At 63.3% G+C, this 26020-nt stretch carries 21 protein-coding genes; 10 read left to right on the top strand and 11 right to left on the bottom strand.

Annotated elements, in window-relative coordinates; translation table 11 throughout:
* Positions 1-384: 384 nt before the first annotated feature.
* Positions 385-2508: a TonB-dependent receptor gene (locus M0D43_RS06090; RefSeq protein WP_252163962.1), complete on the bottom strand. Its 2124-nt coding sequence runs from the start codon at positions 2506-2508 to the stop codon at positions 385-387.
* 246 nt (positions 2509-2754) lie between these two features.
* Between M0D43_RS06090 and M0D43_RS06085 the strand changes: the two genes are divergently transcribed.
* Complete coding sequence (locus tag M0D43_RS06085) at positions 2755-4152, top strand: class II 3-deoxy-7-phosphoheptulonate synthase (protein WP_252163961.1); 1398 nt, start codon at positions 2755-2757, stop codon at positions 4150-4152.
* Positions 4153-4237: 85 nt separating this feature from the next.
* Positions 4238-5365, top strand: coding sequence for a mechanosensitive ion channel family protein (locus tag M0D43_RS06080; RefSeq protein ID WP_252163960.1), 1128 nt, complete (start codon positions 4238-4240; stop codon positions 5363-5365).
* Between the two features lie 253 nt (positions 5366-5618).
* Here the strand turns inward: M0D43_RS06080 and M0D43_RS06075 are convergent, their stop codons facing one another.
* The 3 genes from M0D43_RS06075 to typA all read right to left on the bottom strand — a co-directional run bounded on the left by M0D43_RS06075 (position 5619) and on the right by typA (position 9690).
* Complete coding sequence (locus M0D43_RS06075; RefSeq protein ID WP_252164973.1) at positions 5619-7268, bottom strand: amidase; 1650 nt, start codon at positions 7266-7268, stop codon at positions 5619-5621.
* 103 nt (positions 7269-7371) lie between these two features.
* Positions 7372-7791, bottom strand: a complete 420-nt coding sequence (locus M0D43_RS06070; protein WP_252164972.1) for a DUF2127 domain-containing protein — start codon at positions 7789-7791, stop codon at positions 7372-7374.
* A gap of 69 nt (positions 7792-7860) precedes the next feature.
* Positions 7861-9690: a translational GTPase TypA gene (typA, locus tag M0D43_RS06065; RefSeq protein WP_252163959.1), complete on the bottom strand. Its 1830-nt coding sequence runs from the start codon at positions 9688-9690 to the stop codon at positions 7861-7863.
* Between the two features lie 241 nt (positions 9691-9931).
* Between typA and M0D43_RS06060 the strand changes: the two genes are divergently transcribed.
* Both M0D43_RS06060 and M0D43_RS06055 read left to right on the top strand, forming a co-directional pair.
* Positions 9932-10426 (top strand): peptidylprolyl isomerase, encoded by a 495-nt coding sequence (locus tag M0D43_RS06060; protein ID WP_010368631.1) that lies wholly within the window; start codon positions 9932-9934, stop codon positions 10424-10426.
* Between the two features lie 118 nt (positions 10427-10544).
* Positions 10545-11531: a malate dehydrogenase gene (locus M0D43_RS06055; protein WP_260808031.1), complete on the top strand. Its 987-nt coding sequence runs from the start codon at positions 10545-10547 to the stop codon at positions 11529-11531.
* Positions 11532-11611: 80 nt separating this feature from the next.
* On the opposite strand, the gene M0D43_RS06050 is transcribed toward M0D43_RS06055, so the two are convergent.
* From M0D43_RS06050 to M0D43_RS06030, 5 genes are all read right to left on the bottom strand, one after another.
* Complete coding sequence (locus tag M0D43_RS06050) at positions 11612-12226, bottom strand: glutathione binding-like protein (protein ID WP_260808030.1); 615 nt, start codon at positions 12224-12226, stop codon at positions 11612-11614.
* Positions 12227-12627: 401 nt separating this feature from the next.
* Entirely contained in the window at positions 12628-13089 is a 462-nt protein-coding gene (locus M0D43_RS06045; RefSeq protein WP_010368619.1) for a cell wall hydrolase, read from the bottom strand.
* A gap of 1682 nt (positions 13090-14771) precedes the next feature.
* Complete coding sequence (locus M0D43_RS06040; protein ID WP_260808029.1) at positions 14772-14945, bottom strand: hypothetical protein; 174 nt, start codon at positions 14943-14945, stop codon at positions 14772-14774.
* Positions 14946-15102: 157 nt separating this feature from the next.
* Positions 15103-17142: an NADPH-dependent 2,4-dienoyl-CoA reductase gene (locus M0D43_RS06035; protein WP_260808028.1), complete on the bottom strand. Its 2040-nt coding sequence runs from the start codon at positions 17140-17142 to the stop codon at positions 15103-15105.
* A 207-nt stretch (positions 17143-17349) separates the two neighbouring features.
* The gene (locus M0D43_RS06030) at positions 17350-18372 is read right to left on the bottom strand and encodes a zinc-binding alcohol dehydrogenase family protein (protein WP_252163954.1); all 1023 of its coding nucleotides are present in this window, start codon (positions 18370-18372) and stop codon (positions 17350-17352) included.
* 415 nt (positions 18373-18787) lie between these two features.
* Here M0D43_RS06030 and M0D43_RS06025 point away from each other — a divergent pair, with 415 nt between their 5' ends.
* From M0D43_RS06025 to M0D43_RS06015, 3 genes are all read left to right on the top strand, one after another.
* A complete protein-coding gene (locus M0D43_RS06025) occupies positions 18788-19885 on the top strand; it encodes an OmpA family protein (protein WP_010368610.1) in 1098 nt (365 codons plus the stop codon).
* A gap of 192 nt (positions 19886-20077) precedes the next feature.
* Positions 20078-20587, top strand: coding sequence for a hypothetical protein (locus tag M0D43_RS06020; protein WP_260808027.1), 510 nt, complete (start codon positions 20078-20080; stop codon positions 20585-20587).
* Between the two features lie 19 nt (positions 20588-20606).
* Positions 20607-21464, top strand: coding sequence for a pseudouridine synthase (locus tag M0D43_RS06015; RefSeq protein ID WP_252163952.1), 858 nt, complete (start codon positions 20607-20609; stop codon positions 21462-21464).
* Here M0D43_RS06015 and M0D43_RS06010 read toward each other — a convergent pair.
* Complete coding sequence (locus M0D43_RS06010; RefSeq protein ID WP_252163951.1) at positions 21418-21807, bottom strand: HNH endonuclease; 390 nt, start codon at positions 21805-21807, stop codon at positions 21418-21420. The two genes, M0D43_RS06015 and M0D43_RS06010, sit on opposite strands and share 47 nt — an antisense overlap.
* Before the next feature lies 1 nt (position 21808).
* The gene (gene kbl / locus M0D43_RS06005) at positions 21809-23017 is read right to left on the bottom strand and encodes a glycine C-acetyltransferase (protein WP_252163950.1); all 1209 of its coding nucleotides are present in this window, start codon (positions 23015-23017) and stop codon (positions 21809-21811) included.
* A gap of 89 nt (positions 23018-23106) precedes the next feature.
* Between kbl and M0D43_RS06000 the strand changes: the two genes are divergently transcribed.
* From M0D43_RS06000 to cysW, 3 genes are read left to right on the top strand one after another with little or no spacing between them, the layout of a single operon-like run.
* The gene (locus M0D43_RS06000; protein ID WP_252163949.1) at positions 23107-24204 is read left to right on the top strand and encodes a sulfate ABC transporter substrate-binding protein; all 1098 of its coding nucleotides are present in this window, start codon (positions 23107-23109) and stop codon (positions 24202-24204) included.
* A gap of 3 nt (positions 24205-24207) precedes the next feature.
* The gene (gene cysT / locus M0D43_RS05995; RefSeq protein ID WP_252163948.1) at positions 24208-25068 is read left to right on the top strand and encodes a sulfate ABC transporter permease subunit CysT; all 861 of its coding nucleotides are present in this window, start codon (positions 24208-24210) and stop codon (positions 25066-25068) included.
* Entirely contained in the window at positions 25065-26018 is a 954-nt protein-coding gene (cysW, locus tag M0D43_RS05990; RefSeq protein ID WP_252163947.1) for a sulfate ABC transporter permease subunit CysW, read from the top strand. Before cysT ends, cysW begins: the two co-directional genes overlap by 4 nt.
* Positions 26019-26020: the final 2 nt, after the last annotated feature.

The raw sequence follows: 26020 nt of genomic DNA, 5'->3' as shown, positions 1-26020 counted from the left end.
TGCCGGTCATACCCTTTGGATCATCGGTACGCAACCGATCTGCGCCGCACGCATTCGACGCGCTCGATGCGTTTGTTTCATTGCATCCAACACTTGGGCACCTGCTGCCGCTTGCACGCGTCTGCGGCGTGTCGAGTGGAGTGAGATCTACGGTGTGGTTAACGCCTGAATTTTTCCCGTTGGCCAGCTCTGGTGGATCGCGACCTGGCTCGCAGCATCGGTAAGAGCGACAAGTTGGTAACAACGCGCCCTTCAGACGATGCGTACCAGCCACGCAGCCAGCGCGCAGGCTGATCCTGTCGCCTCTTTATGCGTCGCCATCGTCGCCATGCGTGCGGATGAACCGGACTGCATCCGGTCCATCCGCGCTGCCTTGTACCGCAATCAGAAGTCCTGCTGCAGGCTCACATAGACGCCGCGGCGTGGCGCCCACTGCGGCGCGAACACGCCGATGCCGCCGCCATCGCGCAGTTGGTAGCTGCGGTTGAGGACATTGACTGCGGCCAGCTGTACATGCAGCGGATGCGTATTGACGTCAAAGTCGTGCCCGACGCTGGCATTCAACTGAAAGTACGACGGGAGTGAAGCGCCGTTGGGCACGGTGTCGGTGTCGGTACGCAAGCCGCTGCCGAACAGATAGTTGAGGCCGACCTTGCTGCCTTCGCTGAAGGCGTAGTTGATGCCGCCGGAGGACGTCAGCTTCTGATCGTGGTCCAGGTGGATCCAGTTGTCGTAGGCATAAGCCAGTGCATCCGGGTCGAAGTTATACAGACTGGTGATGACCCGCTTACCCATGGCCTTGCTGTAGGCGACGTTGAAATAGGCCGTGACCGGCCCATTGGTGTAGTCGGCGCTGAACTCGGCGCCACGGATGCGGCCATAGCGGTAATTGAAGGTGGAATAGACGTAGGCCGCACCGAACTGGCCTTCATCCTGAAGCCGATCTGCCTTGCGGTAATAGGTGTCCAGACCTAGCGTCAGATGGTCGGTGACCACTTGCGAGATGCCCAGATCGTAGTAGTCGCTACGCTCGCTCAGTGGCGTGGTCTGGCCGTTGCCGGCCGACTGCTGATTGGTGGTGCCGTCGTACAGCGCGATGTCGCTGGTGGAGATCAGCTCGCTGGCCGGTGGGGTGAAGTAGCGTGCGTAACCGGCATGCACGGTGGTGCTGTCGCTGGCACGCCAGATGAAACCCAGGCGCGGACTGAGCTGACCTTCGGTATTGCCGAACGCCTTGTATTTGTCGCCGCGCAGCCCGTAATTGACGGTCCAGTCGTCGCCGATTTTCCACTCGTCCTGCAGGTAGAGCGCGTAGGTGCTGGCATGGAAACGGCTGCCATCGGGGATGAACAGCGGCACGTTGCTGCTCTGGCTGCCGTCATCGTTCGCCGGGAAGACGTAAGAGTTGTTGCTGGCGATGGCATGTTCGAAATTGCCGTACACGCCATAGCGCAAGGTATGCGAGCCGCCCCACGGCGTTGCGAAGTCCGCCTGCACGGTATTGGCGCGGTTGCTGCGGTCCACTTGCGAGGCGATGCCGTTGAAGATCAGGTCACCGGCGACGTCGGGTGAGAAGGCCACGCTGCTGTAACGCTGGCCGGCAGAGATCTGATAGCTGGTGTCGCCGACTGTGCCTTGCAGGGCCAACGTGCCGAAACGGGTGTTTTCGCGCTGGTTTTCGTCCAGCTGCGACGAATCGAAATCGGTGGTGCCCAGGTAATCGAACGCTGGCGTCTGCCCGGGGTTGTTGGGGATCTGGAAGCGGTTGTTGGCGTAGCCGACCAATAGGCTGAGACGGGTGTTCTCGTTGACCAGGTAGGTCAAATCGGCGAAGCCCTTGCCCTGATGGCTTTTGTCATGGATCGGATTGAGGCTGTCGACCGGGTTTTCCAGGCCATTCTTGTTCTGGTCGTAATCGCCGCTGACGAACCAGCTCCAACGCCCGCTGCTGCCCCAAAGCGAGGCATTGGGGTTGATGGTGCCGAACGAGCCAGCGGTGATGCCGACGCTGCCGCCATTGCCGAGTTCTGCACCGCTCTTGGTGGTGATGTCGACCACCGCGGCGGTGCGATCGCCGAACTGCGCCGGCAAGGCGCCATCGAGCAGCTTGAGGTTCTTGATAATGCGCGGCTCCAGGCTCTGGCCGAAGCCGGAGATGGATTCGGGAATCATCACGCCATTGATGCGGTACTGCAGGTTGGCGTGGTCGCCGCGCACGTGGATGCTGCCGTAGGAATCCTGCACCACGCCCGGTGCCTGCAGCAGGACCTGGTTGAGCGGAGTCGCGGCGCCAAGCGGCAGGCGATCGATATCTTCAGCGGTGATGGCGAATTGGCTGCTGCCGATATCCGGTGACAGGGCATTGCGCGCCGCCTCGAGCTTGGCGATCACATTGACCGTATCCAGATCGGTAGTGCGCTCGGAGTCGGCATCGGCGGCAAACGCCGCACCGACGGGTGCGGCCAGCAGGGCGACGGTGATGGCAGCAGACAGAAGACGAGGAGTCATGGCAGTTTCGCGAGGCGGGTAAGGGAAGGGTGTTGTTATTTTGTAACATTGGACCTCTTTGCGGGCGCTAGCGTAGGTCGAAAGTCATGGCTCGAATGGGGGATGTTGCTTGGTGTTCAGGTCGCAGGCGCTTGCGCGCCAGTGCCACTGCGGGCGCTGCGGTGGCAATTCGGTGCGCTTGGCATGCGGGTGCTTTGCGTAGCGTTCCGGCTCTGCCAACATCGCAGACTGCCTAGGAGCCCTTTCATGAATCTTTCCGCCCCCACTCCCGTTTCCGATCCCGCCGCCGCAGCGTGGGCGCCGGACAGCTGGCGCGGCAAACCTGCGTTGCAGCTGCCGGTGTATCCGGATGAGGCCGCGCTGCAGGCCGCCATGCGCGAGTTGGGGCAGCTCCCGCCGTTGGTGACCTCGTGGGAAATCTTTGCGCTCAAGCGCCAGCTGGCGGAAGCGCAGGAAGGCAAGCGCTTCCTGCTACAGGGCGGCGATTGCGCGGAAAATTTCAGCGATTGCGAGTCGGGTACCATCTCCAATCGGCTGAAGGTGCTGCTGCAAATGAGCCTGGTGCTGGTGCACGGGCTGCACTTGCCGGTGGTGCGGGTAGGCCGTTTTGCCGGGCAATATGCCAAACCGCGTTCGGCCGATACCGAGACCCGCAATGGCGTGACGTTGCCGAGCTACCGCGGCGATGTGATCAATGCGCCGGCCTTCACCGAAGCGGCGCGTGTGCCCGATCCACGCCGCATGATCACCGCGCATTCGCGGTCGGCGATGACGATGAACTTCGTGCGTGCGTTGATCGACGGCGGCTTCGCCGACCTGCATCACCCCGAATACTGGAATCTGGATTGGGTGGGCTATTCGCCGCTGGCGGCGGACTACCAGAAGATGGTCGCTTCGATCGGCGATGCCGTCCGCTTCATGGAAACCCTGTCCGGTGCGGAGGTGTACAACCTCAATCGCATCGACTTCTACACCTCGCACGAAGCCTTGCTGCTGCCGTACGAAGAAGGCCTGACCCGGCAGGTGCCGCGGCAGTGGGGCTGGTTCAATCTCAGCACCCACTACCCATGGATCGGCATGCGCACCGCGGCGCTGGATGGGGCGCACGTGGAATACCTGCGTGGCGTGCGCAACCCGATCGCGATCAAAGTCGGGCCGTCGGTGCAGCCAGATCAACTGCTGCGCCTGATCGATGTGCTCAATCCCGACGACGAGCCCGGGCGCTTGAGCTTTATCCATCGCATGGGCGCAGCGCAGATCGCCGAGAAGTTGCCGCCGCTGCTGGATGCCGTAAAGCGCGATGGGCGACGGGTGCTTTGGGTGTGCGATGCGATGCATGGCAATACCGAAAGCACCGGAAATGGCTATAAAACGCGTCGTTTCGACAATATCCGCAACGAAGTGGAAGTCTCCTTCGACCTGCACGCGGCCGCCGGTACGCGGCTGGGTGGCGTGCATCTGGAACTGACCGGCGAAGATGTCACCGAGTGCACTGGCGGCGCGCGCGAGCTGACCGAGCGCGATCTGGAGCGGGCCTATCGCTCCAGCGTGGACCCGCGCTTGAACTATGAGCAGTCGCTGGAAATTGCGATGGCGATCGTGCGCAAGCAACAGCAGGTGAGCTCGCGGCCGCTGGGCGCGTGACCGCACCGTGCGTATGACGTGATGCTCATGCCGCGTGCGGCATGCTCTTGCAGCCATCCCTCTTTCCCCCCACAGGAGGAACGGTTTGACTGCCGATTGGAACGTCATCCGCGAATACGCAATCCCGCTAGGCGCCGCGCTGCTGGCGGGTGTCGTCACCTGGTCGCTGATGCTGTGGCTGTTCCGCCGCATGCAGGGCCGCGACTATCGCCGTGCGCGCATCATTCGCGTGATCACGCTGCCGGCGGCCTTCATTTTGCCGCTGTTGTTTCTGGGGATCGCCACCGAAGCGACTCCGTTGGCCGGCAAGGCGCTGGCAGCGGTGCAGCATCTGCTGCACCTGGGCATCGTCGGCTGCGTCACCTGGTTGCTGGTGCGCGCGGTGGCTGCTGGCGAGGCGGCGATCTTGCGCAGCAACCCGATCGAAGTGTCGGACAACCTCACCGCGCGTCGCATCCAGACCCAGACGCGGGTGCTGAGCCGCGTGCTGATGGGCACGGTGATCTTGCTCGGTATTTCTGTCGTCCTGCTGACCTTTCCGCAGGTGCGCCAGATCGGTAAGACCTTGCTGGCCTCGGCAGGCATCATCGGGCTGGTGGCCGGTATCGCGGCGAAGCCGGTATTCGGCAATTTGATCGCCGGCCTGCAGATTGCATTGACCCAGCCGATTCGCCTGGACGATGTCGTGATCGTGGAAGGCGAGTGGGGCCGCATTGAAGAGATCGGCAGCGCGTACGTGGTGGTGCGGATCTGGGACGAGCGCCGCATGGTGGTGCCGCTGACCTGGTGGATCGAAAACCCGTTTCAGAACTGGACGCGCAGCAGCGCCGATCTACTCGGCACCGCGTTTTTGTGGCTGGATTACCGCACGCCGATTGCAGCGGTACGCGCGGAGCTCGAGCGCATCTGTCACAGCGAGCCGTTATGGGATGGCCGCGTGTGTGTGACCCAGATTACCGACACCAGCGACAACACCATCCAGGTCCGACTGCTGGTGAGCGCGCGCAACTCGGGCGATGCCTTCGACCTGCGCTGTCTGGTGCGCGAACGCATGATCGATTTCCTGACCCGCGAGCATGCATATGCATTGCCGAGGATTCGCGCTGAAATCGCGTCGCAGGAAAAAGCGCCGTCGCGCGCCGCCCAGCCGATTGCACAGGAGAGCGTGCGTTCGCCGGGCGCCGAGGACGGCGAGCCCGCGACCACCATCTAGCGCAGCTCAGGAACCGACTGCACAGCTGCCAAGCGAGTGCGGCCGGTGTCCGAAATCGGCATGTACCACTCGCGCATGCGATTGTGATTGTGAGCGCGCCGTCCATGCGCACCTGACGACTGCTGGCAATGTTCTTGGCGCTGCTCTTAGCGGGTCGCACGGCTCTACTTGCCGGCATCTAGGATGTGCGGCCGGTAACGCACAAGTAGCCACCGGGGCGGTTCTTGCTCTTGTGCGCTAGGTGTAGCGGCGGTCAATCACGCGTGATAGAACCCGGCGGTGGTGCCACAGGCGCAGTCCCTGACGTGGGAGAACTTGGCGCAGCCGGCGCACGCGGCGCATAGCCAGGCGTAAAGCGCGCATGGCTGCGCTGTTCGTACGCATACGCCAGCTCGATCAGGCGCGGCTCGCTCCAGGCGGTGCCCATGAACAACAGACCCAAGGGCAAGCCCTGGGTCTGTCCCATCGGCACGCTCAGGCTCGGGTAGCCGGACACCGCCGCAGCGCCATAGCCGGCACCCGGGAAGGTGTCGCCCTTGCCGAGGGTGGTGATCCACGCCGCGCCCGTCGTGGGCACGATCAAGGCATCCAGACGCTCTGCCTTCAATGCTGCGTCGATGCCTTCTGGTCCGGCTAGCCGCCTGGCAGTGTCACGCGCGCTCACATACCCTGCCTCGTCAAGACCGGGCGCCGCCTGCGCCTGTTCGAATAACTCTTGCCCGAAATACGGCATCTCGCGCTGCGCATGCTTGCGATTGAAGGCAATCACCTGTTCCAGGCTCGTCACGGGCGCAGCGTGGGTTTGCAGATACGCGTTCAAGCCGGCCTTGAATTCGACCAACAGCACCGTTTGCTCGGCGGCATCCCACTGTCCCTCGGTGGCCAGGCGGGTCTCGATCACCGTGGCACCGGCCGTGCGCAAGGTCTGTACGGCGCGATCCAATGCTGCGGCAATCGCGGGATCTTCGCGCAGTGGATTGCGCAACAGGCCCAGGCGCGCACCATGCAAACCGTCGGGCTTCAGGTGGGCGAGATAATCGACGCTGGTCGCTGGCGCCTTGGCGGTGGCCGGATCTTGCGGGTCGGGCGCGGCGATGGCCTGCAGGAGCACGGCCGCATCGGCGACGCTGCGTGTCATCGGCCCGGCGGTGTCCTGGCTGGCGGAAATCGGGATGATGCCGTCACGACTGACAAGGCCCACGGTCGGTTTGAGTCCGACCAGTCCGTTCACCGAAGCAGGGCAGGTGATGCTGCCATCGGTTTCGGTGCCGATGCCGCCGGTGGCCAGGCTGGCCGCGATGGCCACACCAGTGCCGGCGCTGGAGCCGCAGGGATTGCGATCCAGTGCATACGGATTGCGGGTCAGTCCGCCGCGCCCGCTCCAGCCGGAACTGGACTGGGTGGAGCGAAAATTGGCCCATTCGCTGAGGTTGGTCTTGCCTAGGATCACCGCGCCGGCGGCGCGCAGGCGTTGTACCAGGAAGGCATCGCGGCTGGGGTGGAACTCGGCCAGTGCCAGCGAGCCGGCGCTGTTGACCATCGGCAACGCGTCGATGTTGTCCTTGAGCAGCACCGCGATGCCATGTAGCGGCCCACGGACACGCCCGGCGCTGCGTTCGGCGTCCAAGGCGCGTGCGTCGGCTTCGGCCTGCGGATTGAGTTCGATCACCGCGTTGAGCGTGGGGCCGGCGCGATCGATGCTGGCAATGCGCTGCAGATACGCGCGCGTGAGCTGCAGGCTGCTGCTTTGGCCGCTGGTCATGCGGGCTTGCAGGCCGGCCACGTCGGCCTCGGTCAGATCGATGGGGGTGACCGCAGACTCCTTTGGGGTGCCGTTCGCCGGGCGCGACGGGTCATCGGCATGCGCACAACCGCACAGCGCAGCAAGCAGCGCGAAAGACAACGTGGTGAATCGCATGAATGATCTTCCCCGGGGAGAGGTCGCAGGCTAACGGCGCTGCGTCGGGGTGACAACGGATGATGTGCCCGCAAACGGGCAGGGCGGCTCAGCGCTGGCGGCGTCGCACCAGATCGCGTGCCAGCACGCCGACCACGATCAGGTTGATCGCCAGCACGGCCCAGGCGGTCCAGCCAGGATGGCGGACGATGGCGTAGATATCGAAAGGCAGATAGATGGCCGCCGACAGGCAGCCCAGTACCGAGGCCCAGGCCTTGGCACGCCACAATCCCCAGGCTTCCACCACATGCAGCAGGCCGTATGCCAGCATGGCGGCAGCGGCCAGATGCACGGCATCGGGGCTGATGGTCTTGAGCAACGACGGCAGTGCGCCGTGGTCCGGGTCCAGATTGAAGCGGCGGATCAGGGTGATGACCGCATTTTGCAGGGGGAGCGGGCCCAGAATTTCCAGGCCCGTCGCCGCCAACAGCGCAAGCGTTCCCTTGACCGCCTCAAGCAAGGCGATCACATGCAACCCCGGATGCGCGCGCGGATCCGGGCTATAGGGTTTGGTGCTCACGCGTGTCGGCCCGACAACTTAGCCCGAACGACCAGCGCGCTTACGGTCGCTTTCGGTCAGGAACTTCTTGCGCAGGCGGATTTCCTTCGGGGTGACTTCCACCAGCTCGTCGTCCTCGATGAAGTCCAGGGCCTGTTCCAGCGTGTACTTGATCGCCGGGGTCAGCTTGATCGCATCGTCCTTGCCCGAGGCGCGCATGTTGGTCAGCGGCTTGGTCTTGATCGCGTTGACGGTCAGGTCGTTGTCCTTGGAGTGGATACCGACCAGCTGACCTTCGTACACGTTGTCGCCTTCGGCGGCGAACAGGCGGCCACGCTCTTCCAGCGGCCCCAGCGCATAGGCCGGAGTTGCGCCCGGTGCGTTGGCGATCATCACGCCGTTCTGGCGCTTGGCGATGGCGCCCTGTTCCTTCGGACCGTAATGGTCGAACACGTGGAACAGCAGGCCCGAGCCCTGGGTCAGGGTACGGAATTCGTTCTGGAAGCCGATCAGGCCACGCGCCGGGATCATGTAATCCAGACGCACACGGCCCTTGCCGTCCGGCTCCATGTTCTTCAGCTGGCCCTTGCGGGTACCCAGCTTTTCCATCACGCCGCCCTGGTGCTGTTCTTCGATATCCACCACCAGCTGTTCGATCGGCTCCATCAACTTGCCGTCGATTTCCTTGATGATCACTTCCGGACGCGACACGGCCAGCTCGTAGCCTTCACGACGCATGTTCTCGATCAGCACCGACAGGTGCAGTTCGCCACGGCCGGAGACCAGGAACTTGTCGGCGTCGGAGCCTTCCTCGACCTTCAGTGCCACGTTGTGCACCTTCTCGCGGTCCAGACGGTCGCGCAGCTGGCGGCTGGTCAGGAACTTGCCGCCGGACAGGTCCTTGTTCCCGGCGAACGGCGAGTTGTTGACCTGGAAGGTCATCGAGATGGTGGGCTCGTCCACGGTCAGCGCCGGCAGCGCTTCCGGGGCGTCGAGCGCGCACACGGTGTCGGAAATGGTCAGCTCGGCCACGCCGGAGATGGCGACGATGTCGCCGGCCTCGGCGGTGTCCTGCTCGATGCGCTCCAGGCCCAAAAAGCCCAGCACCTGCAGCACCTTGCCCTGGCGCTTCTTGCCTTCGCGGTCGATCACGCTGACCGGCATGTTCTTCTTCAGCACGCCGCGCTGGATGCGGCCGATGCCGATCACGCCGACGAAGTTGTTGTAGTCCAGCTGGCTGATGCGCATCTGGAACGGGCCGTCCGGATCCACGTCCGGTGCCGACACGTGCTGCATGATCGCTTCGTACAGCGGGGTCATGTCGCCGTCGCGCACGTCCGAATCCAGGCTGGCGTAGCCGTTCAGGGCGGAGGTGTAGACGATCGGGAAGTCCAGCTGCTCGTCGGTTGCGCCTAGCTTGTCGAACAGGTCGAACACCTGATCGATGACCCAGTCCGGGCGTGCGCCGGGACGGTCGATCTTGTTGACCACCACGATCGGCTTGAAGCCCATCGCGAACGCCTTCTGGGTCACGAAGCGGGTCTGCGGCATCGGGCCATCCATCGCGTCGACCAGGATCAGCACCGAGTCCACCATCGACAGCACGCGCTCGACTTCGCCGCCGAAGTCGGCGTGTCCCGGGGTGTCGACGATATTGATGCGGTTGCCGTTCCAGGTGATGGCCGTGTTCTTGGCCAGGATCGTGATGCCACGTTCCTTTTCCTGATCGTTGCTGTCCATCACGCGCTCAGCCAACACGGTGCGTTCGGACAGGGTGCCGGACTGCTTCAGCAGACAGTCGACGAGGGTGGTCTTGCCATGGTCGACGTGCGCGACGATGGCGATATTGCGGAGTTTTTCGATAGACATGCGGAAAGGGCCCCTGTCTGGCGCCAGTCTTGAGATGAGGTAAGCCCGACATTATAGCGGTTTCGTTGCGCTCCCGTTGCGGATTGGCGAAAGTCCGTTCAGATCGCCCATTCAGCCAGCGTGACGAGGCCCATGGCCGGGCCGGGCAGGCTTTGGACCATGGTCGTAACCACGCGGCCGGTCGCACGCCCGGGTGTATCCTAATGGGCTGTTGATCACTCCAGAACCTGCAAGGATTTCCATGTCCCTGATCGCCACCTTTGACACCTCCCGCGGCCCGATCGTTGTCGAGCTGTACCCGGAGAAGGCCCCGCTGACGGTTGCCAACTTCGTCAATCTGGCCAAGCGCGGCTTCTACAACGGCCTGAGCTTCCACCGCGTCATCGCCGACTTCATGATCCAGGGCGGTTGCCCGGAAGGTTCCGGCCGCGGTGGCCCGGGCTACCGTTTTGAAGACGAAGCCAACAACGGCGTCGGCCACGAGCGCGGCGTGCTGTCCATGGCCAACGCCGGCCCGAACACCAACGGCAGCCAGTTCTTCATCACCCACACCGCCACCCCGTGGCTGGACGGCAAGCACACCGTATTCGGCAAGGTCACCCAGGGCCTGGACGTGGTCGATAGCGTGGCCCAGGGCGACACCATCAATACGCTCACCATCGAAGGCGACACCGACGCTGTGCTGGCCGCCAAGGCCGACCGCGTTGCGGAGTGGAACAAGATCCTCGCCGCCTGATCGCATCCCGTCGAACGGCCGCCTTGTGCGGCCGTTTGCTTGTCACAGCGCGCCGCCAGGCCTTGCGCCACGCCAGCGCGCGACCCCCACCAACGCTTTTTAGCAGAGGAAACACCCCATGAAAGCACCTGTTCGTGTTGCTGTGACCGGCGCTGCCGGCCAGATCGGCTATGCCCTGCTGTTCCGCATCGCCTCCGGCGAAATGCTGGGCAAGGATCAGCCGGTGATCCTGCAATTGCTGGAACTGTCCAATGAGAAGGCCCAGGCTGCGCTCAAGGGCGTGATGATGGAGCTGGAAGATTGCGCGTTCCCGCTGCTGGCCGGCATGGTCGGTACCGACGACGCCGAAGTGGCGTTCAAGGACATCGACGTCGCCCTGCTGGTCGGTGCGCGTCCGCGCGGCCCCGGCATGGAGCGCAAGGACCTGCTGCTGGAAAACGCCAAGATCTTCACCGCGCAGGGCGCTGCCCTGAACAAGGTCGCCAAGCGCGACGTCAAGGTGCTGGTGGTCGGCAACCCGGCCAACACCAACGCCTACATCGCGATGAAGTCGGCGCCGGATCTGAACCCGAAGAACTTCACCGCCATGCTGCGTCTGGACCACAACCGCGCGCTGAGCCAGCTCTCGCTCAAGCTCGGCAAGCCGGTCGGCGGCATCGAGAAGCTGGTGGTGTGGGGCAACCACAGCCCGACCATGTACCCGGACTACCGTTTCGCCACCTCCGATGGCGCCTCGGTAGGCGATGCGATCAACGACCAGGAATGGAACGCGTCCACCTTCATCCCGACCGTGGGCAAGCGCGGTGCGGCGATCATCGAAGCGCGTGGCTTGTCGTCCGCAGCGTCGGCTGCCAATGCGGCCATCGATCACGTGCGTGATTGGGTGCTGGGCAGCAACGGCAAGTGGGTCACCATGGGTGTGCCGTCGGACGGCTCCTACGGCATTCCGGAAGGCGTGATCTTCGGCTTCCCGGTCACCACCGAGAACGGTCAGTACACCGTGGTCAAAGATCTGCCGATCGACGACTTCAGCCAGAAGTACATCGACAAGACCCTGGCCGAGCTGGAAGAAGAGCGCAGCGGCGTGTCGCACCTGCTGGGCTGAGTCATTGGCTCGCTGCTGTCATGAAAACGCCGGGCATTGCCCGGCGTTTTTTTGCGTGTCGTGTCGCGATGCCTGCGCTGTCAGGTCAGGCCCTCGGCCTTCAGTGCGGCCTGCACATCGGCGTCGGCCAGCATGCGTTGCACGAACGCCTGCAGCGCGTCCAAGCCATCCAGATTCACGGCGACTTTCTGCGCCCACAGCAAGGTAACGAACAGGTACGCATCGGCACCGGTATGGCTGTCGCTGGCAAGCCAGGTGCGACCTTGCAGATGCGCATCGACACGCTCGTACAGCGTGCGTAATTTGCTGCGTGCATCGTCGTGGCTGCGCGCAATCAGCGCAGGGTCCTGCAGATACGCGGTGCTGCCGAAGATCGGCTTGAACGCGGGGTGCACGTCGGCATTGACGAAGGCGATCCAGCGATTGATTTCTGCACGGCTGCGCGCGGTGCCATCGCCGGAGAGGCCGGTCAGTGGTGCGATATCGGCGATGTAATTGAGGATGGCAGCATTCTGTGTCAGCGCCCAATCGTCGACCAACAGCAACGGCACAGCACCGGCTGGATTCAGGCGTAGGTACTCAGGGGATTTCATCGTCGCCGCATCGACCACACTCAGGTCGAAGGGCAACCCAGACCAACGCAACACGATGTGATCTGCCAGCGAACAGGCGCCGGGCTTGGTATACAGCTTCATGGGCGATCCACACGGGAGTGAAGTCGCTAGCTTAGCCGGCGAATGACTCGGTGTGGAGCGCAATGGCGGGTGGTGTGGCTGCGGCGGCGCGAGATCGGTGGACGTGGCGGCTGCGACAGCTGGAGTGGCGGCAGGGCGATTGCCAGTGCTAGCGCCGGAGGGGCAAGCGGCAGCAACGCTGCCTTGCTCAATCTCTAGCCTTGGCGCTCACCAAATGCGGATATCGCATGCAATTGGCCAACCAGTTCGGTGTGGGCTGATGATCGCGACGCGCGCTCATTGCGCCAGCCATGCCGCTGCGGCTTCGATACATGAGAGCGTATCAAGCGCGTGATCAGCGGATCTCAGCAGTTGGGCGTGTCAGCGGTATGTGTCTGTGGATGCGCCGCGGCACGGCGCGCTCAGGACGCGTTGCGCGGGCGCAGTGTTTGTACGCGATAGAACGTATGGTCGCCGATGGTGGCCACCTGATAGGCATTACGCCAGCTGGGGCTCGCAATTGCGCTTGCGGCAAAGTGGCTGGCACCCGGTACGATCTCTTTGCGCTGGCCGACCGGCAGTGCCCAGTTGCGCTGCGCCGCCAGTGCCACGTCCAACGCCTTGTTCCAGGCATCGTCGTTCTTCAGCTGCGTGCCCGGCGCCACGATTGTCGGTGCAAACTGCTTGCGTGCAGTAACCACCTGACACATCGAGTCGCCCCACAAACCACTATCCAGACGACGCAACGCAACTTCCGCGACGGCCTGTTGGCCACGCAAGGTCTGGTCGCGCGCTTCCAGATAAACGGTTGTACTCAAACACAGCGAATCTGCGGCTGGCTGCGGCAACACATGCGACAGCCAGAGTATCCAAACAAGTTTCATAGAACTCCTTGCTCCGTATGGGCCGGTCTGCAGAGCATCCAATGTGGACGCACCAGTGCAGAGGGCTTGGCGTCATGGGGAGGCGGCCTGACATTGGTCGCCACAGTCTCCGGCGAAAGAACATCTGCCGAAGGTGCCCACCAAATGTGGTAGGTCAAAAAGTTGGCGCAAGGTAGGCGTCGATCACATAATCGTGGCTGAATGAGAGGGGTTGACGATTGCGATTGCTTGCAGTGCCTAGCGACGCGCAACACTGCGCCGTGCATCGCAGCATTGGATCTGCGTCGCATCCTCGCAGCGACTCCCGTGCTGCATGACGTCTTTGCTGTTTCGCGCGTATCGACGCTGTTGCGTGCTGCTTTGAATTGTCGCTGGAAGGCGCCAAAGAAAACGGATTTCAGAACATTGCGAGATTTGTGTACACCTTCATCACGCGGTGGTGTGGTGCTGGAGTGAAGTTGCGTACTGCCGCTTCTTACGCTGTCTCATACAGATGCGCCCGCGAGTTGCGGAAGCGTCGAAAGCCGCGAAGTGCGAAGCGCATGCGATGCAGGTGTCATGCGTGCTGCACGACCGCTGATTTATGCAGCATCCGTTGAGGCAGATAGATGCGCGCCTTGGCGCATGTTTCTGATGGCAGCATCAGAGGCGGCGGAGGTATCACTGTTGCAAGGAAAGCTGATTTGGCATCCCGACGTGGTTGCCGTCATTGGATGATGTTCGAAGTTGTTTGGCGGTAGGCTGAAAAAACCTGTCGATCATTCGATGTGTCGATAGTGCGTTCGAGTGCGTTGCACTGTGTTTCCGAGATCGCATCGTTATTGGCATGAGCGTGCAAAGGCGTGCAAATGCGCAAGAAAATAAAATAGAAAATTGAAGACACATATGCACCAGCGCAACGAAACGCTGAGGTGCCAAGTGCGACAGTCGGCGCGACATGGACTGGCGTCAGAAACTCGCATGCATCTGGCGAAGATCTCAGTCGAAATGACAGATCACCCAGCGTGATCGTATCTTGGAACAACAGGTGATGCTGTGGCGGCAATTGCAACTCATCAACGCACGCAGCAGGCCTCAATCAGAGGGCACTGTCAGTACCGCGCTGCGCCATCCAGCAGCGCCACGTTGTAACTGCGCCAGGGACGGTGTCAGCCTGGTAAAGGTCGGTAAAGCCAGGGCTAGTGCCACCGCCAGTGATTGTCTGCGCTGCCATCGCACTGCAGGCATCGATGCCGTTACTTTCGCAACATGGTGAATGTGCGGTTGCAGCGTTTGGTGTAATCACCACGTCGAGAGCAGCGCGATGCTGCTCACAATACGACGATCAGCAATGCCGTCGCCGCTGCATTGTGAGAGCCGGTCGTCAACACCAGCCCGATTGCCGCGCCGACCAGCAAAGCTGCCGAGCCGCTTCCGATCAGGCGCATTGCGCTGACACCACGTGCACCGCGCCAGCGCCGGCGTGCAAGCCCCAGCAGCGTGTTTTTGCACGACAGCTAGCCTGAGCAGCAACACGCTGGCCGGGCGTGGAAGTAGCGGAGTCATGAGCACGAGCGACAGCGCCACTGCGGCCAACGCAATGCCTTGCCGTTGCGTTCGTCCCACCCACGCCAGGCTCGTGCCAGCACCCCAACGCTGTGCAGTAACGAACCCCATTATTGCGCTGACGATCCATCCGCCCGTCACTGAAGATCCGGCCGCGACGGGCGCTCAGGCCACGAGTAGTCGGTCAACGCGAAAATCAGCAGCAATTGGCCGGTGTACCAGAGCAGGCTCTTGCCGAAATGGGCTGCCGCGTAGGCAAGCAATGCGGCAGGCGGTAGCGCAGTAGATAATGCGCGCGGTGGCGATGACATGCGAGTGCTTGCAGCCGGGCCGCACGCCCGCGGCCGGCGTGGCAGACCACCGCATCCGCGGGCATGCCGGCGTTGGTCACGCCGCATGCAGGTCGGCAGTGCAGTCGAAACTCGAACGCTGCGACGTCATCGTAGTGACGCCGTCCTTGCGAACCCCTTACAACGTCGCTGCCAGCCGACTCGCCTGGTTGATCGCGCGTTTGGCATCCAGTTCGGCGGCCACATCCGCGCCACCGATCAAATGCGGCTGCTGGCCATTGGCTTGCAGCGCGGCCAGCAACTCGCGACGCGGCTCCTGCCCGGCACAGATCACCACCGTGCCGACGTCGAGCAATTGCTCGCTGCCTTCCACGCGAATGCGTAACCCGGCATCGTCCACACTCAGGTATTCCACGCCGCCGAGCATCTTGACGCCCTTGGCTTTGAGCGTAGCGCGGTGGATCCAGCCGGTGGTCTTGCCCAGGCGCGCACCGGGCTTGCCGGGGCTGCGCTGCAACAGCCAGACCTGACGGGCAGGGCGCTCGGGCTGCGGTTCGGTCAAGGCACCGCGTGCTTCAAAGCTCGGATCCACGCCCCATTCGGCCATCCAGCGTTGTGGGTCCAGCGACGGCGATTCACCCGAGTGCACCAGAAATTCACCGACATCAAAGCCAATACCGCCCGCACCGATGATCGCCACCTTGTCTGCGGCCACATGGCGGCCCAGCACGACATCCAGATAGCTCACCACCATCGGATGATCGGCGCCTGGGAAATCCACCTTGCGCGGCTCGATGCCGGTCGCCAGCACGATCTCGTCGAAATCTCTCAGATCGGCTGCCTGCACGCGGGTATTCAAGCGCAATTGCACACCGGTCGCCTCGATGCGATGGCCGAAATAGCGCAAGGTCTCGTTGAATTCCTCCTTGCCGGGTATGCGTTTGGCGACATTGAACTGCCCGCCGATCGCATCGCTTGCATCGAACAAGGTCACCCGGTGGCCACGCTCTGCTGCCACCGTCGCGCAGGCCAAGCCAGCCGGGCCGGCGCCGACCACGGCAATCCGCTTGGGCGCGGTGGTTGGCGTGTAATTGAGCTCGGTTTCGTGCGCAGCGCGTGGGTTGACCAGGCAGGTCGCCAGCTTGTTGTCGAACACGTGATCCAGGCATGCCTGGTTGCAGGCAATGCAGGTGTTGATGGTGTGCGACTGCCCAGCGCGCGCCTTATTGGTCCACTGCGGATCGGCAAGCAGCGGCCGCGCCAGCGACACCATGTCTGCGGCACCCTCGGCCAGGATGCGCTCAGCCACTTCCGGCATGTTGATGCGGTTGGTCGCTACCACCGGAATGCGCAGATGCGGCTTGAGCTTGGCGGTGACGCCGGCAAACGCGGCGCGCGGCACCGAGGTGGCAATGGTGGGAATGCGCGCTTCGTGCCAACCGATGCCGGAATTGATGATGGTCGCGCCGGCCGCTTCGATCGCTTGCGCCTGCGCCAGGATTTCCGGCCATTGGTTGCCGTCTTCGACCAGATCCACCAGCGACAGCCGGTAGATGATGATGAAATCCGGCCCGCAGGCCTCACGAATGCGTCGCACGATTTCCACCGCAAAGCGCATGCGCTTGGTGGCATCGCCACCCCAGGCGTCACTGCGCCGATTGGTGCGCGCGGCGGTGAATTCGTTGATCAGATAGCCTTCCGATCCCATCACCTCAACGCCGTCGTAGCCGGCCTCGCGCGCCAGCCGCGCGGCGTGCGCATAGGCGGCGATCTGACGGTCGACCGCACCGGCCGACAAGGCGCGCGGAGTGAACGGGTTGATCGGTGCCTTGAGCTTGGATGGCGCCACCGACAGCGGGTGGTAGGCATAGCGCCCGGCATGCAGTAGTTGCAGGCAGATCTTGGCCCCGTGTTCGTGCACCGCGCGGGTGACCTGGCGATGCGGGCGGACTTCCCACGGCCACGACAACTTGCCGCCGAACGGTTTGAGCCAGCCCACCACGTTCGGCGAAAACCCACCGGTCACGATCAGGCCCACGCCGCCGGCAGCGCGCTCGGCGAAATACGCCGCCAGCTTGGGGAAATCGCGCGCACGGTCTTCCAGGCCCGTGTGCATCGAGCCCATCAGAACGCGGTTGCGTAGTTGGGTGAAGCCCAGATCGAGCGGGGTGAACAGATGCGGGAAGGGTGAAGCGGACGGGCCGGTGGCGGGCGACATGATATGGATACGCTGGCGTACGGAGTGCGCACGATGCCGGCAAATGCGGCTGGCGGCAAGTCCTCAGGCATCCGGCGCTGCCGCTGGATGCGGCGGGGTTCGATCAGAAATACGCCTTCGCTGCCGCCTGCACGAACCGCATCCCAATGCGCAGGCGCTGTGTGCACCCCAACGCATTGCGTCAGCGAACCCAGCCCGGCCGGTGCATTACCAACCGGCCAGCACCAATTTACCAATCGTGTTGCCGCTTTCCAGACGACGATGCGCCTCGCGCAGCTGCTGCGCATTGATCGGCGACAGCGTGTCCGTGTGCGTGGTGCGCAGTTCGCCAGCATCGATCAGGCTGGCGGCTCGGTTGAGGATGCGGTGCTGTTCGACCAGATCGTCGGTCGCGTAGCGCGCGCGGGTAAACATCAGTTCCCAATGGATGCCGATGCACTTGGCTTTGTAAGGGTCGCCGATCATCAGCGGCCCGCGCGGCTCCACGATCAAGCCCACGTGCCCCTGCGGTGCGAGCACCTCGCCCAGCTGCTGCCAGTAGCGGTCGGTGTCGGCCAGATTGAGCGCGGCATCCACTGTGTCCATCCCCAACGCCTGCAGTTGCGCTTGCAGCGGCTGGTGATGATCGATCACGTGGTGCGCGCCCATTTGGCGTACCCACTCGATGCTCTCCGGGCGCGAGGCGGTGGCAATCACGGTGAAGCCGGCATGTCGCGCCAACTGGATCGCGATGGAGCCCACGCCGCCAGCGCCGCCGATGATCAACAAATGCCTGCCGCGATTGCGAGCACCGTCGAAGGCAAATGGCATGCGCTGGAACAGCAGCTCCCACGCGGTCAGGGTGGTCAGCGGTAGCGCGGCTGCCTGCGCGAAGCTAAGCGAGGTCGGCTTGCATCCGGCAATGCGTGCATCCACCAGTTGGTACTGCGCGTTACTGCCCGGCCGCCCGATATCGCCGGCGTAGTAGACCTCGTCGCCGACGGCAAAGGCCGTGACCTCCGGACCGACCGCCTCGATCACCCCGGCTGCGTCGTAGCCCAGGATCTTCGGCGCCTGCAACTGCTGCAGCTTGGGCGCGCGCACCTTTGTATCGACTGGATTCACCGAGATCGCTTCCACCCGCACCAATAAGTCATACCCCGATGGCGCTGCAGGCGCCGGAAGTTCCATATCAAGCAACGACGCGGGGTCATCGATCGGAAGATGGCGGGTGAGGGCGACGGCTTTCATCGGGACGCTCCTGAGCGGGAAGTTCAGGGTGCGTTGTGGAGCAAGTCGTCCGCAACCATCAACCCCACAATTCAGCTCAGACGGGGCTCGACGTTCACCAATGTGGTTTTTCGTCGCGCTTGGAACGCTAAAAATCAGTCGGTTTGTAAGCGTCTTCAGTCAGCTTAATTGGGCTGCGGTTCATGCAGGCGAGTTATCCGAATTGGGTACCCGGTCCTTTCCTTCATGAAGCTGTATACGTAGTATTGCGTGGGATTGCGGAACCTGGTGATTGCTTTCACATGTTATATGACCGTTAACGCGATCTTCACCGAGGCCGGCTTAATCTGCGCCCCGATGGCTCTGGATGTGACGAGCATCTTTACCAAGCACAACGCCTCTATCGGTTTTATCTCCCAAAGAAGGAGCTGTATAAATGAACAAGAAAATTCTCACTGCCGCGTTGCTCGGCGGTCTGGCAGTTGCCCAGGCTGCTTCCGCGCAGGAGTTCGATGACCGTTGGTACCTGACCGGTAGCGCTGGCTTCAACTTCCAGGACAGCGATCGTCTGACCAATGATGCCCCGTTCGTGACCCTGGGTCTGGGCAAGTTCGTTAGCCCGAATTGGTCGATCGACGGTGAACTGAACTATCAGAACCCCAACTTCGATGCCAACCAGGATCTGAACTGGAGCCAGTACGGCATCTCGTTCGACCTGCGTCGCCACTTCATCCAGGAAGGCCGCGGCTGGAACCCCTACCTGCTGTTCGGTCTGGGCTATCAGCGTTCGGAAGAAGAATTCGACGCGACCCCGAACCCGGTTTCGCCGGGCCAGCAGAAGGACGGCAACTTTGCCGCCAAGGCTGGTGTCGGTCTGCAGACCACCTTCGACAAGCGCGTCGCCGTGCGTGCCGAGTTGGCCTACCGCGCTGACTTCAACGACCAGAGCGTTGCTGCTCCGCGTGAAGACTGGTTCGGTGACGTGCTGGCTTCGGTCGGCGTCGTGATCCCGTTGGGACCGGCTCCGTCGACCGCTCCGCCGCCGGCTCCGGCTCCGGTTGCTCCGAGCTGCGCCGATCTGGATGACGACGGTGACGGCGTCAACAACTGCGACGACAAGTGCCCGAACTCGCAGCCTGGCCAGACCATCGGTCCGGACGGTTGCCCGGTTCCTGTCTCGATCGACCTGAAGGGCGTGAACTTCGACTTCAACAAGTCGACCCTACGTCCGGACGCGATCTCGATCCTGAGCGAAGCGACCGAGATCCTGAAGCGTTACCCCGACCTGAAGGTCGAGGTTGCCGGTCACACCGACTCGAAGGGTACCGACGCTTACAACCAGAAGCTGTCCGAGCGTCGTGCGACCACCGTGTACGACTACCTGACCAAGAACGGCGTCGATGCGTCGCGTCTGGTCGGCCCGATCGGCTACGGCGAGAGCCGTCCGATTGCTCCGAACACCAACCCGGATGGTTCCGACAATCCGGAAGGTCGTGCGAAGAACCGTCGTACCGAGCTGAACGTCCAGAACTAATTGGACCGCTAGCTTTGCTGCAGACAAAACCCGGCCTTGCGCCGGGTTTTGTCTATGCAGGCTCTGGAAAAGCGCGCTCAAGCGCCGCGGATCCTGTCTGTGTTGTCATCCCGGCACGGTTCCTGTTGAAACAGCGTTCATCGCTGCCTACACTCGCCGCGTCAACACCACCCTCATACTTGGAAGAACCCGATGCTGCGTACCGCTACGGCAGGACTGCTCTGTCTCGCTCTGATTCCCGCCGCCTACGCCGCTCCGAACTGCGCTGGCAGCACGGTGTCCCAGCCGCTGCCGTTGCCCGCTACCGCTGTCGCACCGGCGGCTGCAGAGTTCTACACCCGCAGCGTGCAATTGGGCATGCCCACCGGCGTGTTGGCACAGCCCTATACCAGCGACCAGTCGGTGGATCGCGTGTTGCTGCGCCTGCGCGTGGAAGGCTGCCAGGATCTGGCCAAGGTCATTCCGCCCGGCGGCACCGTCAACCCGAATGATCCGGCGGCCTACAAGGCCAAGACGGCGTTCGACAACACCCCGTGGCGCTTCGACATGAGCCAGAACGGCAAGCGCATGACGGCAGAAGAATTCGATGCCTGGATGAAGGCGCGTGGTGTGCGCGTGGTCAAGGCACGTCCGGCCGCCAGCGCGGCACCGGCAGCGCTCGCCGCACCTGCGGCCGACGCCAAGCCGGTCGAGAACAAGTAAGCCACGCGGTCGGGACGGCATGCCCCGGCGGCCACCGCCGGCAACGTCCCGGCAACGTCAGCGTGGTCCGGGTGCGGTAGGCGCAACGCGGGCGTCCGCTGCCGCACCCGCCATTGCTGCGCCACGCCATGGGCTGGCGCGCGTGTTGTCCAAGCTCGGGGTGTGTTCGCGCACCGAGGCAGGGCGTTGGATCGCCGATGGTCGCGTGAGCGTCTCGGCACGCGTGGTGCGCGATCCCGAATTTCCGATCCGCGCCGATCAGCAATCCTCAATCACCGTCGACGGGCAGCCCCTGGCAGGGCCGGCACGTTGCTATCTGATGCTCAACAAGCCGCGCGGGATGGTCACCACCGTACGCGATGAGCAGGGCAGGGACACGGTCTACCGTTGTTTCGATGGTGCCGGGCTGCCTTGGATCGCTCCGGTCGGGCGCTTGGACAAGGCCAGCGAAGGCCTGCTGCTTTTCAGTAACGACCCGCAGTGGGCGGCGACGGTGACCCACCCGACGACCGGACCGGACAAGACCTACCACGTGCAGATCGATTGCCGGCCCAGTGCCGCGCAGCTGGCGCAGTTGCAGACCGGTGTGGTTGATCCCGATCCTGAGGGCGGGAGCGTGCTGTTGCGCGCCAAGCAGGTCAGCGTGCTGCGCGAAGGCCAGCGTAATGCCTGGCTGGAAATCGTGTTGGACGAAGGCCGTAATCGGCAGATCCGCCGGTTGTTGGCCGCAGTGGACATCGGTGTGCTGCGGCTGATGCGCGTGGCGATCGGCCCGCTGGCGATGGGCGAGCTAGGCAAAGGCGCGTGGCGAATGCTGAGCGCCGAGGAAGTCAGAGCGCTGGTGCCGGCACCCGCCAGCGCGCCAGACGCGCGCTGAGCAGGGCGCTCACCACTTCGTAAGCGCGCGCATCGCCCGCGCCGTTGGCATCATGACGGCGGCCTTTGGCGTGATTACAGCCAGCACAAGCCAGGGCGAGATTGCGCGCATCGTTGGCATCGTCGCCCACCAACGCGCAGAGCGATGCCGCCGTGCGACGACCGAACCAGGCTTGCGGCACCACGTGTTCGAGCGTGGTGTGGCCGAGCGGCTCGCCATCGGCGCGTATCTGCAGATGCCGACGGCAGTGCAGGCAGCGCGTGTCCCAATGACCGTCGATCAGTTGCGCTTGCGCATCGGTCTGCGCCGCCAGCAGCAGCCGTTGGCGCAGGACCGTACGCATGTCAGGCGGTGATGACCTTGAGTTCGCGCCCGATCTTGATAAACGCCTCGATCGCCTGATCCAGGTGCTCGCGCGTATGTGCCGCGCTGATCTGGGTGCGGATGCGCGCCTGCCCCTTGGGCACCACCGGGAAGAAGAAGCCGATGGCGTAGATGCCTTCTTCCAGCAAGCGCTCGGCGAATTTTTGCGCCAGCGGTGCGTCGTACAGCATCACCGGGCTGATCGGATGCACGCCCGGTTTGACGTCGAAACCGGCGGCGGTCATGCGCTCGCGGAAATAGCGGGTGTTTTCGATCAGCTGCGTACGCAGCTCGCCGGCGGCATCCAGCATCTCGAAGGCCTTGATGCCGGCAGCCACCACGTGCGGCGGTAACGAGTTGGAGAACAGGTAGGGTCTCGAGCGCTGGCGCAGCAGCTCGATCACTTCGCGTTTTGCGGTGGTGAAGCCGCCGAGTGCGCCGCCCATGGCTTTGCCCAGCGTACCGGTGAAGATATCGATCTGGTCCAGCACGCCCTTGACCTCGGCCGAGCCGCGGCCGGTGGCGCCAAGGAAGCCGGTGGCGTGGCATTCGTCGATATGCACCAGTGCGTTGTACTTGCGCGCCAGGGCGGTGATTTCGTCCAGCGGAGCGATGAAGCCGTCCATCGAGAACACGCCGTCGCTGGTGATCAGCTTGGTCTTGCAACCGGCCGCGTCTGCCGCCTGCAGCTGCGCTTCGAGGTCGGCCACGTCACAGTTGGCGTAGCGGAAGCGCTTGGCCTTGCACAGGCGCACGCCATCGATGATGGAAGCATGGTTGAGTGCGTCGGAAATAATCGCGTCGTGTTCGCCGAGCAACGGTTCGAACAGGCCGCCGTTGGCATCGAAGCAGGCCGCGTAGAGGATGGTGTCTTCGGTACCGAAGAACTCGGCGATGGTGCGTTCGAGTTGTTTGTGCAGGTCCTGGGTGCCGCAGATGAAACGGACCGAGGCCATGCCGAAACCGTGCGTGTCCAGCGCGTCCTTGGCGGCCTGGATGATGTCCGGGTGGTCGGCCAGGCCCAGATAGTTGTTGGCGCAGAAGTTGAGCACGCTGCGGCCATCGGCCAGGGTGATCCGCGCCGACTGCGGGCCGGTGATGATGCGCTCGGACTTGAACAGGCCCTGGGACTGGATGGTTTCCAGTTCGGCGGCGTAATGGGCGGTCAGCGCAGCGGGAGCGTTGGTCATGGCGGTCGCAGTGGCAAGAGACGCATGATTTTAACGATCACGGTGGCATACCACTACGTCATGCAAAATCGGCATAAGCGGCGGCGCTGATGTCATTTTACCGCCTGCGTGCCGCTGCGCAGCATGGCATGCTTGCTGTTCAGCTGTGCTCAACCGGCCAGGAGATCCTCGTGACATACCCCCGTTTCCGTCTTGCTTCCCTTCTTTGCGCCTTGCTGGTCCTGGCCGGCCCGGCGGGCGCACGCGAGATTGGGCTGCTCAACGTGAGCTACGACCCCACCCGCGAGTTCTACCGCGACTACAACACCGCCTTTGCCGCGCACTGGAAACAGCAGCACCCGCAGGACACCGTCACCGTGGAAACCTCGCACGGTGGCTCGGGCAAGCAGGCGCGCGCGGTGATCGATGGCATCGAGGCCGATGTGGTGACGCTGGCGCTGGCCTACGACGTGGATGCCATCGCGCAGAAGGCCAAACTGATCGATACCGATTGGGAGAAGCGGCTGCCCGACAACAGTGCGCCGTATACCTCGACCATTGTGTTTCTGGTCCGCAAGGGCAACCCCAAGAACATCCATGACTGGCCGGACCTGCTGCGCTCGGGGGTGGCGGTGGTGACACCGAATCCCAAGACCTCCGGTGGTGCGCGCTGGAACTACCTGGCCGCCTGGGCGTACGCCGACCATATTTTCAAGGGCGATCGCGAGCGCACCATGCGCTACATGCAGGCGTTGTTCCGCAATGTGCCGGTGCTGGACACCGGCGCGCGCGGCGCCACCACCACCTTCGTGCAGCGCGGGATCGGCGATGTGCTGCTGGCCTGGGAAAACGAGGCGCTGCTGGCGCGCGAGGAGCTTGGCAAGGACAAGTTCGAGATCGTGGTGCCCAAGTTGTCGATCCTGGCTGAGCCGTCGGTGGCGCTGGTCGACAAGAACGTCGACAAGCACGGCACGCGCGATGTGGCCGAAGCCTACCTGCGCTATCTGTACGCGCCGGAAGGACAGAAGCTGGCGGCCAAGCACTTCTATCGCCCGCGGCATCCCGAATTTGCCGACCCGGCCGACATAGCGCGTTTTCCGGACATCAAGTTGGTGACCATCCAGGAAGCGTTCGGCTCGTGGGACAAGGCGCAACAGGAGCACTTCGCCGACGGTGGCGTGTTCGACCAGATCCAGGCACAAAAGTAGGCGATGTCGATGTCGGTTGCACCCCACCCAGCGCCGTCATCGCGCCGACGCGTGATGCCGGGGCTGGGCTTGAGTCTGGGAATCACCCTGACCTGGCTTGGCCTGATTGTGCTGATCCCGTTGTTAGGGATCTTCATCAAGACCAGCGGTCTGGGTTGGGAGGGTCTATGGCGGGTATGGAGCGAGCCGCGCGTGCTGTCGGCACTGCAGGTGAGCTTCGGTACCGCGCTCGCGGCTGGCGCCTTCAATGCGGTGATGGGTACCTGGGTGGCGTGGGTGTTTGTGCGCTATCAGTTTCCAGGCAAGCGTTTCTTCGATGCGGTGATCGATCTGCCGTTTGCATTGCCGACGGCGGTGGCCGGCATTGCGCTGACCGCGCTGTATGGCGGCAATGGTTGGGTCGGCCGCTGGCTGGAGGCGATCGGTATCAAGGTGGCCTACACGCAGCTGGGCATCGTGCTGGCTTTAGTGTTCGTCGGCCTGCCGTTCGTGGTGCGCGTGGTGCAGCCGGTGCTGGCCGAGAGCGATCGTGGAATGGAGGCTGCCGCTGCCACATTGGGCGCTTCGCGCTGGCAGACGGTGTGGCGGGTGGTGCTGCCGGGAGTATGGCCGGCGGTCCTGACCGGATTCGCTTTGGCGTTTGCGCGCGGCGTGGGTGAGTACGGCTCGGTGATCTTCATCGCCGGCAACCTGCCCAATTCGACCGAGATCGCGCCGCTGCTGATCACCATCCGGCTGGAAGAGTTTGACTACGCTGGCGCCACCGCCATTGCCGCAGCCATGTTGTTGCTGTCATTCGTGATTTTGCTAGTGGTCAATACGTTGCAGGCACGCCTGCTGCGCTATCAACGGAGGCCCGCATGAGCGATGCTGTTTCTTCGCTGCCCTCCATGTTGCCGACCCATGTCATGACCCAGCAGGCGCGTCGCATCACCGATTCGGCCACCAACGAGCCGCGTTGGGTGCAATGGCTGATGATCCTGGGTGCTTTGCTCTTTTTGCTGGCGTTTCTGCTGCTGCCGCTGGTGCTGGTGTTTGCCGAGGCGTTACGTGGCGGGTGGGAGACCTTCCTGCGCGCGGTGATCGACCCGGACGCGCTGTCGGCGATCAAGCTGACCTTGCTGGTGACGGCGATCGTGCTGCCGTTGAACCTGGTGTTCGGCGTGGCCGCTGCGTGGGCCATCAGCAAGCATCAGTTCTGGGGCAAACGCCTGCTGGTCAGCCTGATCGACCTGCCGTTCTCGGTGTCGCCCGTAGTGGCGGGCTTGATTTTCGTGCTGATCTTCGGCCGCAGCGGCTGGGCCTGGCCGTTGATCGACGAAGGCTGGCATGTGCAGCTGCCGGCGCTTGGCGAATTTGTGATTCAGCTGCCGCGGATCGTGTTTGCGTTGCCGGGCATCGTACTGGCGACCACATTCGTGACGTTCCCCTTCATCGCGCGCGAATTGATGCCGCTGATGGAGCAGCAGGGCAGCGACGAAGAACTGGCGGCACTGAGTCTGGGCGCGAACGGGTGGCAGATGTTCTGGCGAGTGACGCTGCCCAATATCCGCTGGGGCCTGCTGTACGGCGTGTTGCTGTGCGCGGCGCGTGCGATGGGCGAGTTCGGTGCGGTATCGGTGGTGTCCGGGCATATCCGTGGACGCACCAATACGCTGCCGCTGCATGTGGAAATTCTCTACAACGAATATGCCTACAGCGCAGCGTTTGCCTGCGCCTCGCTGCTGGCATTGACCGCGCTGCTGACGTTGGCGCTGAAGACGTATCTGGAATGGCGGCACGGCGATTCGCTGGCCGCCAACCACCGCCACTGAGG

It is taken from the genome of Xanthomonas prunicola (assembly GCF_025266575.1).
In the GTDB taxonomy this organism is placed as follows: Bacteria; Pseudomonadota; Gammaproteobacteria; order Xanthomonadales; family Xanthomonadaceae; genus Xanthomonas; species Xanthomonas prunicola.
Note: the sequence above shows the minus strand (reverse complement) of the source record. Positions and strands in the feature narration are given on the sequence as shown.

Coding starts and splice junctions, on each gene's coding strand:
- typA (WP_252163959.1), bottom strand. CDS start 9,690: ATGTCTATCGAAAAACTCCGCAATATCGCCATCGTCGCGCACGTCGAC.
- M0D43_RS06025 (WP_010368610.1), top strand. CDS start 18,788: ATGAACAAGAAAATTCTCACTGCCGCGTTGCTCGGCGGTCTGGCAGTT.
- M0D43_RS06060 (WP_010368631.1), top strand. CDS start 9,932: ATGTCCCTGATCGCCACCTTTGACACCTCCCGCGGCCCGATCGTTGTC.
- M0D43_RS06010 (WP_252163951.1), bottom strand. CDS start 21,807: ATGCGTACGGTCCTGCGCCAACGGCTGCTGCTGGCGGCGCAGACCGAT.
- cysT (WP_252163948.1), top strand. CDS start 24,208: ATGTCGATGTCGGTTGCACCCCACCCAGCGCCGTCATCGCGCCGACGC.
- M0D43_RS06045 (WP_010368619.1), bottom strand. CDS start 13,089: ATGAAACTTGTTTGGATACTCTGGCTGTCGCATGTGTTGCCGCAGCCA.
- M0D43_RS06055 (WP_260808031.1), top strand. CDS start 10,545: ATGAAAGCACCTGTTCGTGTTGCTGTGACCGGCGCTGCCGGCCAGATC.
- M0D43_RS06085 (WP_252163961.1), top strand. CDS start 2,755: ATGAATCTTTCCGCCCCCACTCCCGTTTCCGATCCCGCCGCCGCAGCG.
- M0D43_RS06090 (WP_252163962.1), bottom strand. CDS start 2,508: ATGACTCCTCGTCTTCTGTCTGCTGCCATCACCGTCGCCCTGCTGGCC.
- M0D43_RS06050 (WP_260808030.1), bottom strand. CDS start 12,226: ATGAAGCTGTATACCAAGCCCGGCGCCTGTTCGCTGGCAGATCACATC.
- M0D43_RS06000 (WP_252163949.1), top strand. CDS start 23,107: ATGTCATTTTACCGCCTGCGTGCCGCTGCGCAGCATGGCATGCTTGCT.
- M0D43_RS06020 (WP_260808027.1), top strand. CDS start 20,078: ATGCTGCGTACCGCTACGGCAGGACTGCTCTGTCTCGCTCTGATTCCC.
- M0D43_RS06015 (WP_252163952.1), top strand. CDS start 20,607: ATGCCCCGGCGGCCACCGCCGGCAACGTCCCGGCAACGTCAGCGTGGT.
- M0D43_RS06035 (WP_260808028.1), bottom strand. CDS start 17,142: ATGTCGCCCGCCACCGGCCCGTCCGCTTCACCCTTCCCGCATCTGTTC.
- kbl (WP_252163950.1), bottom strand. CDS start 23,017: ATGACCAACGCTCCCGCTGCGCTGACCGCCCATTACGCCGCCGAACTG.
- M0D43_RS06040 (WP_260808029.1), bottom strand. CDS start 14,945: ATGTCATCGCCACCGCGCGCATTATCTACTGCGCTACCGCCTGCCGCA.
- M0D43_RS06030 (WP_252163954.1), bottom strand. CDS start 18,372: ATGAAAGCCGTCGCCCTCACCCGCCATCTTCCGATCGATGACCCCGCG.
- cysW (WP_252163947.1), top strand. CDS start 25,065: ATGAGCGATGCTGTTTCTTCGCTGCCCTCCATGTTGCCGACCCATGTC.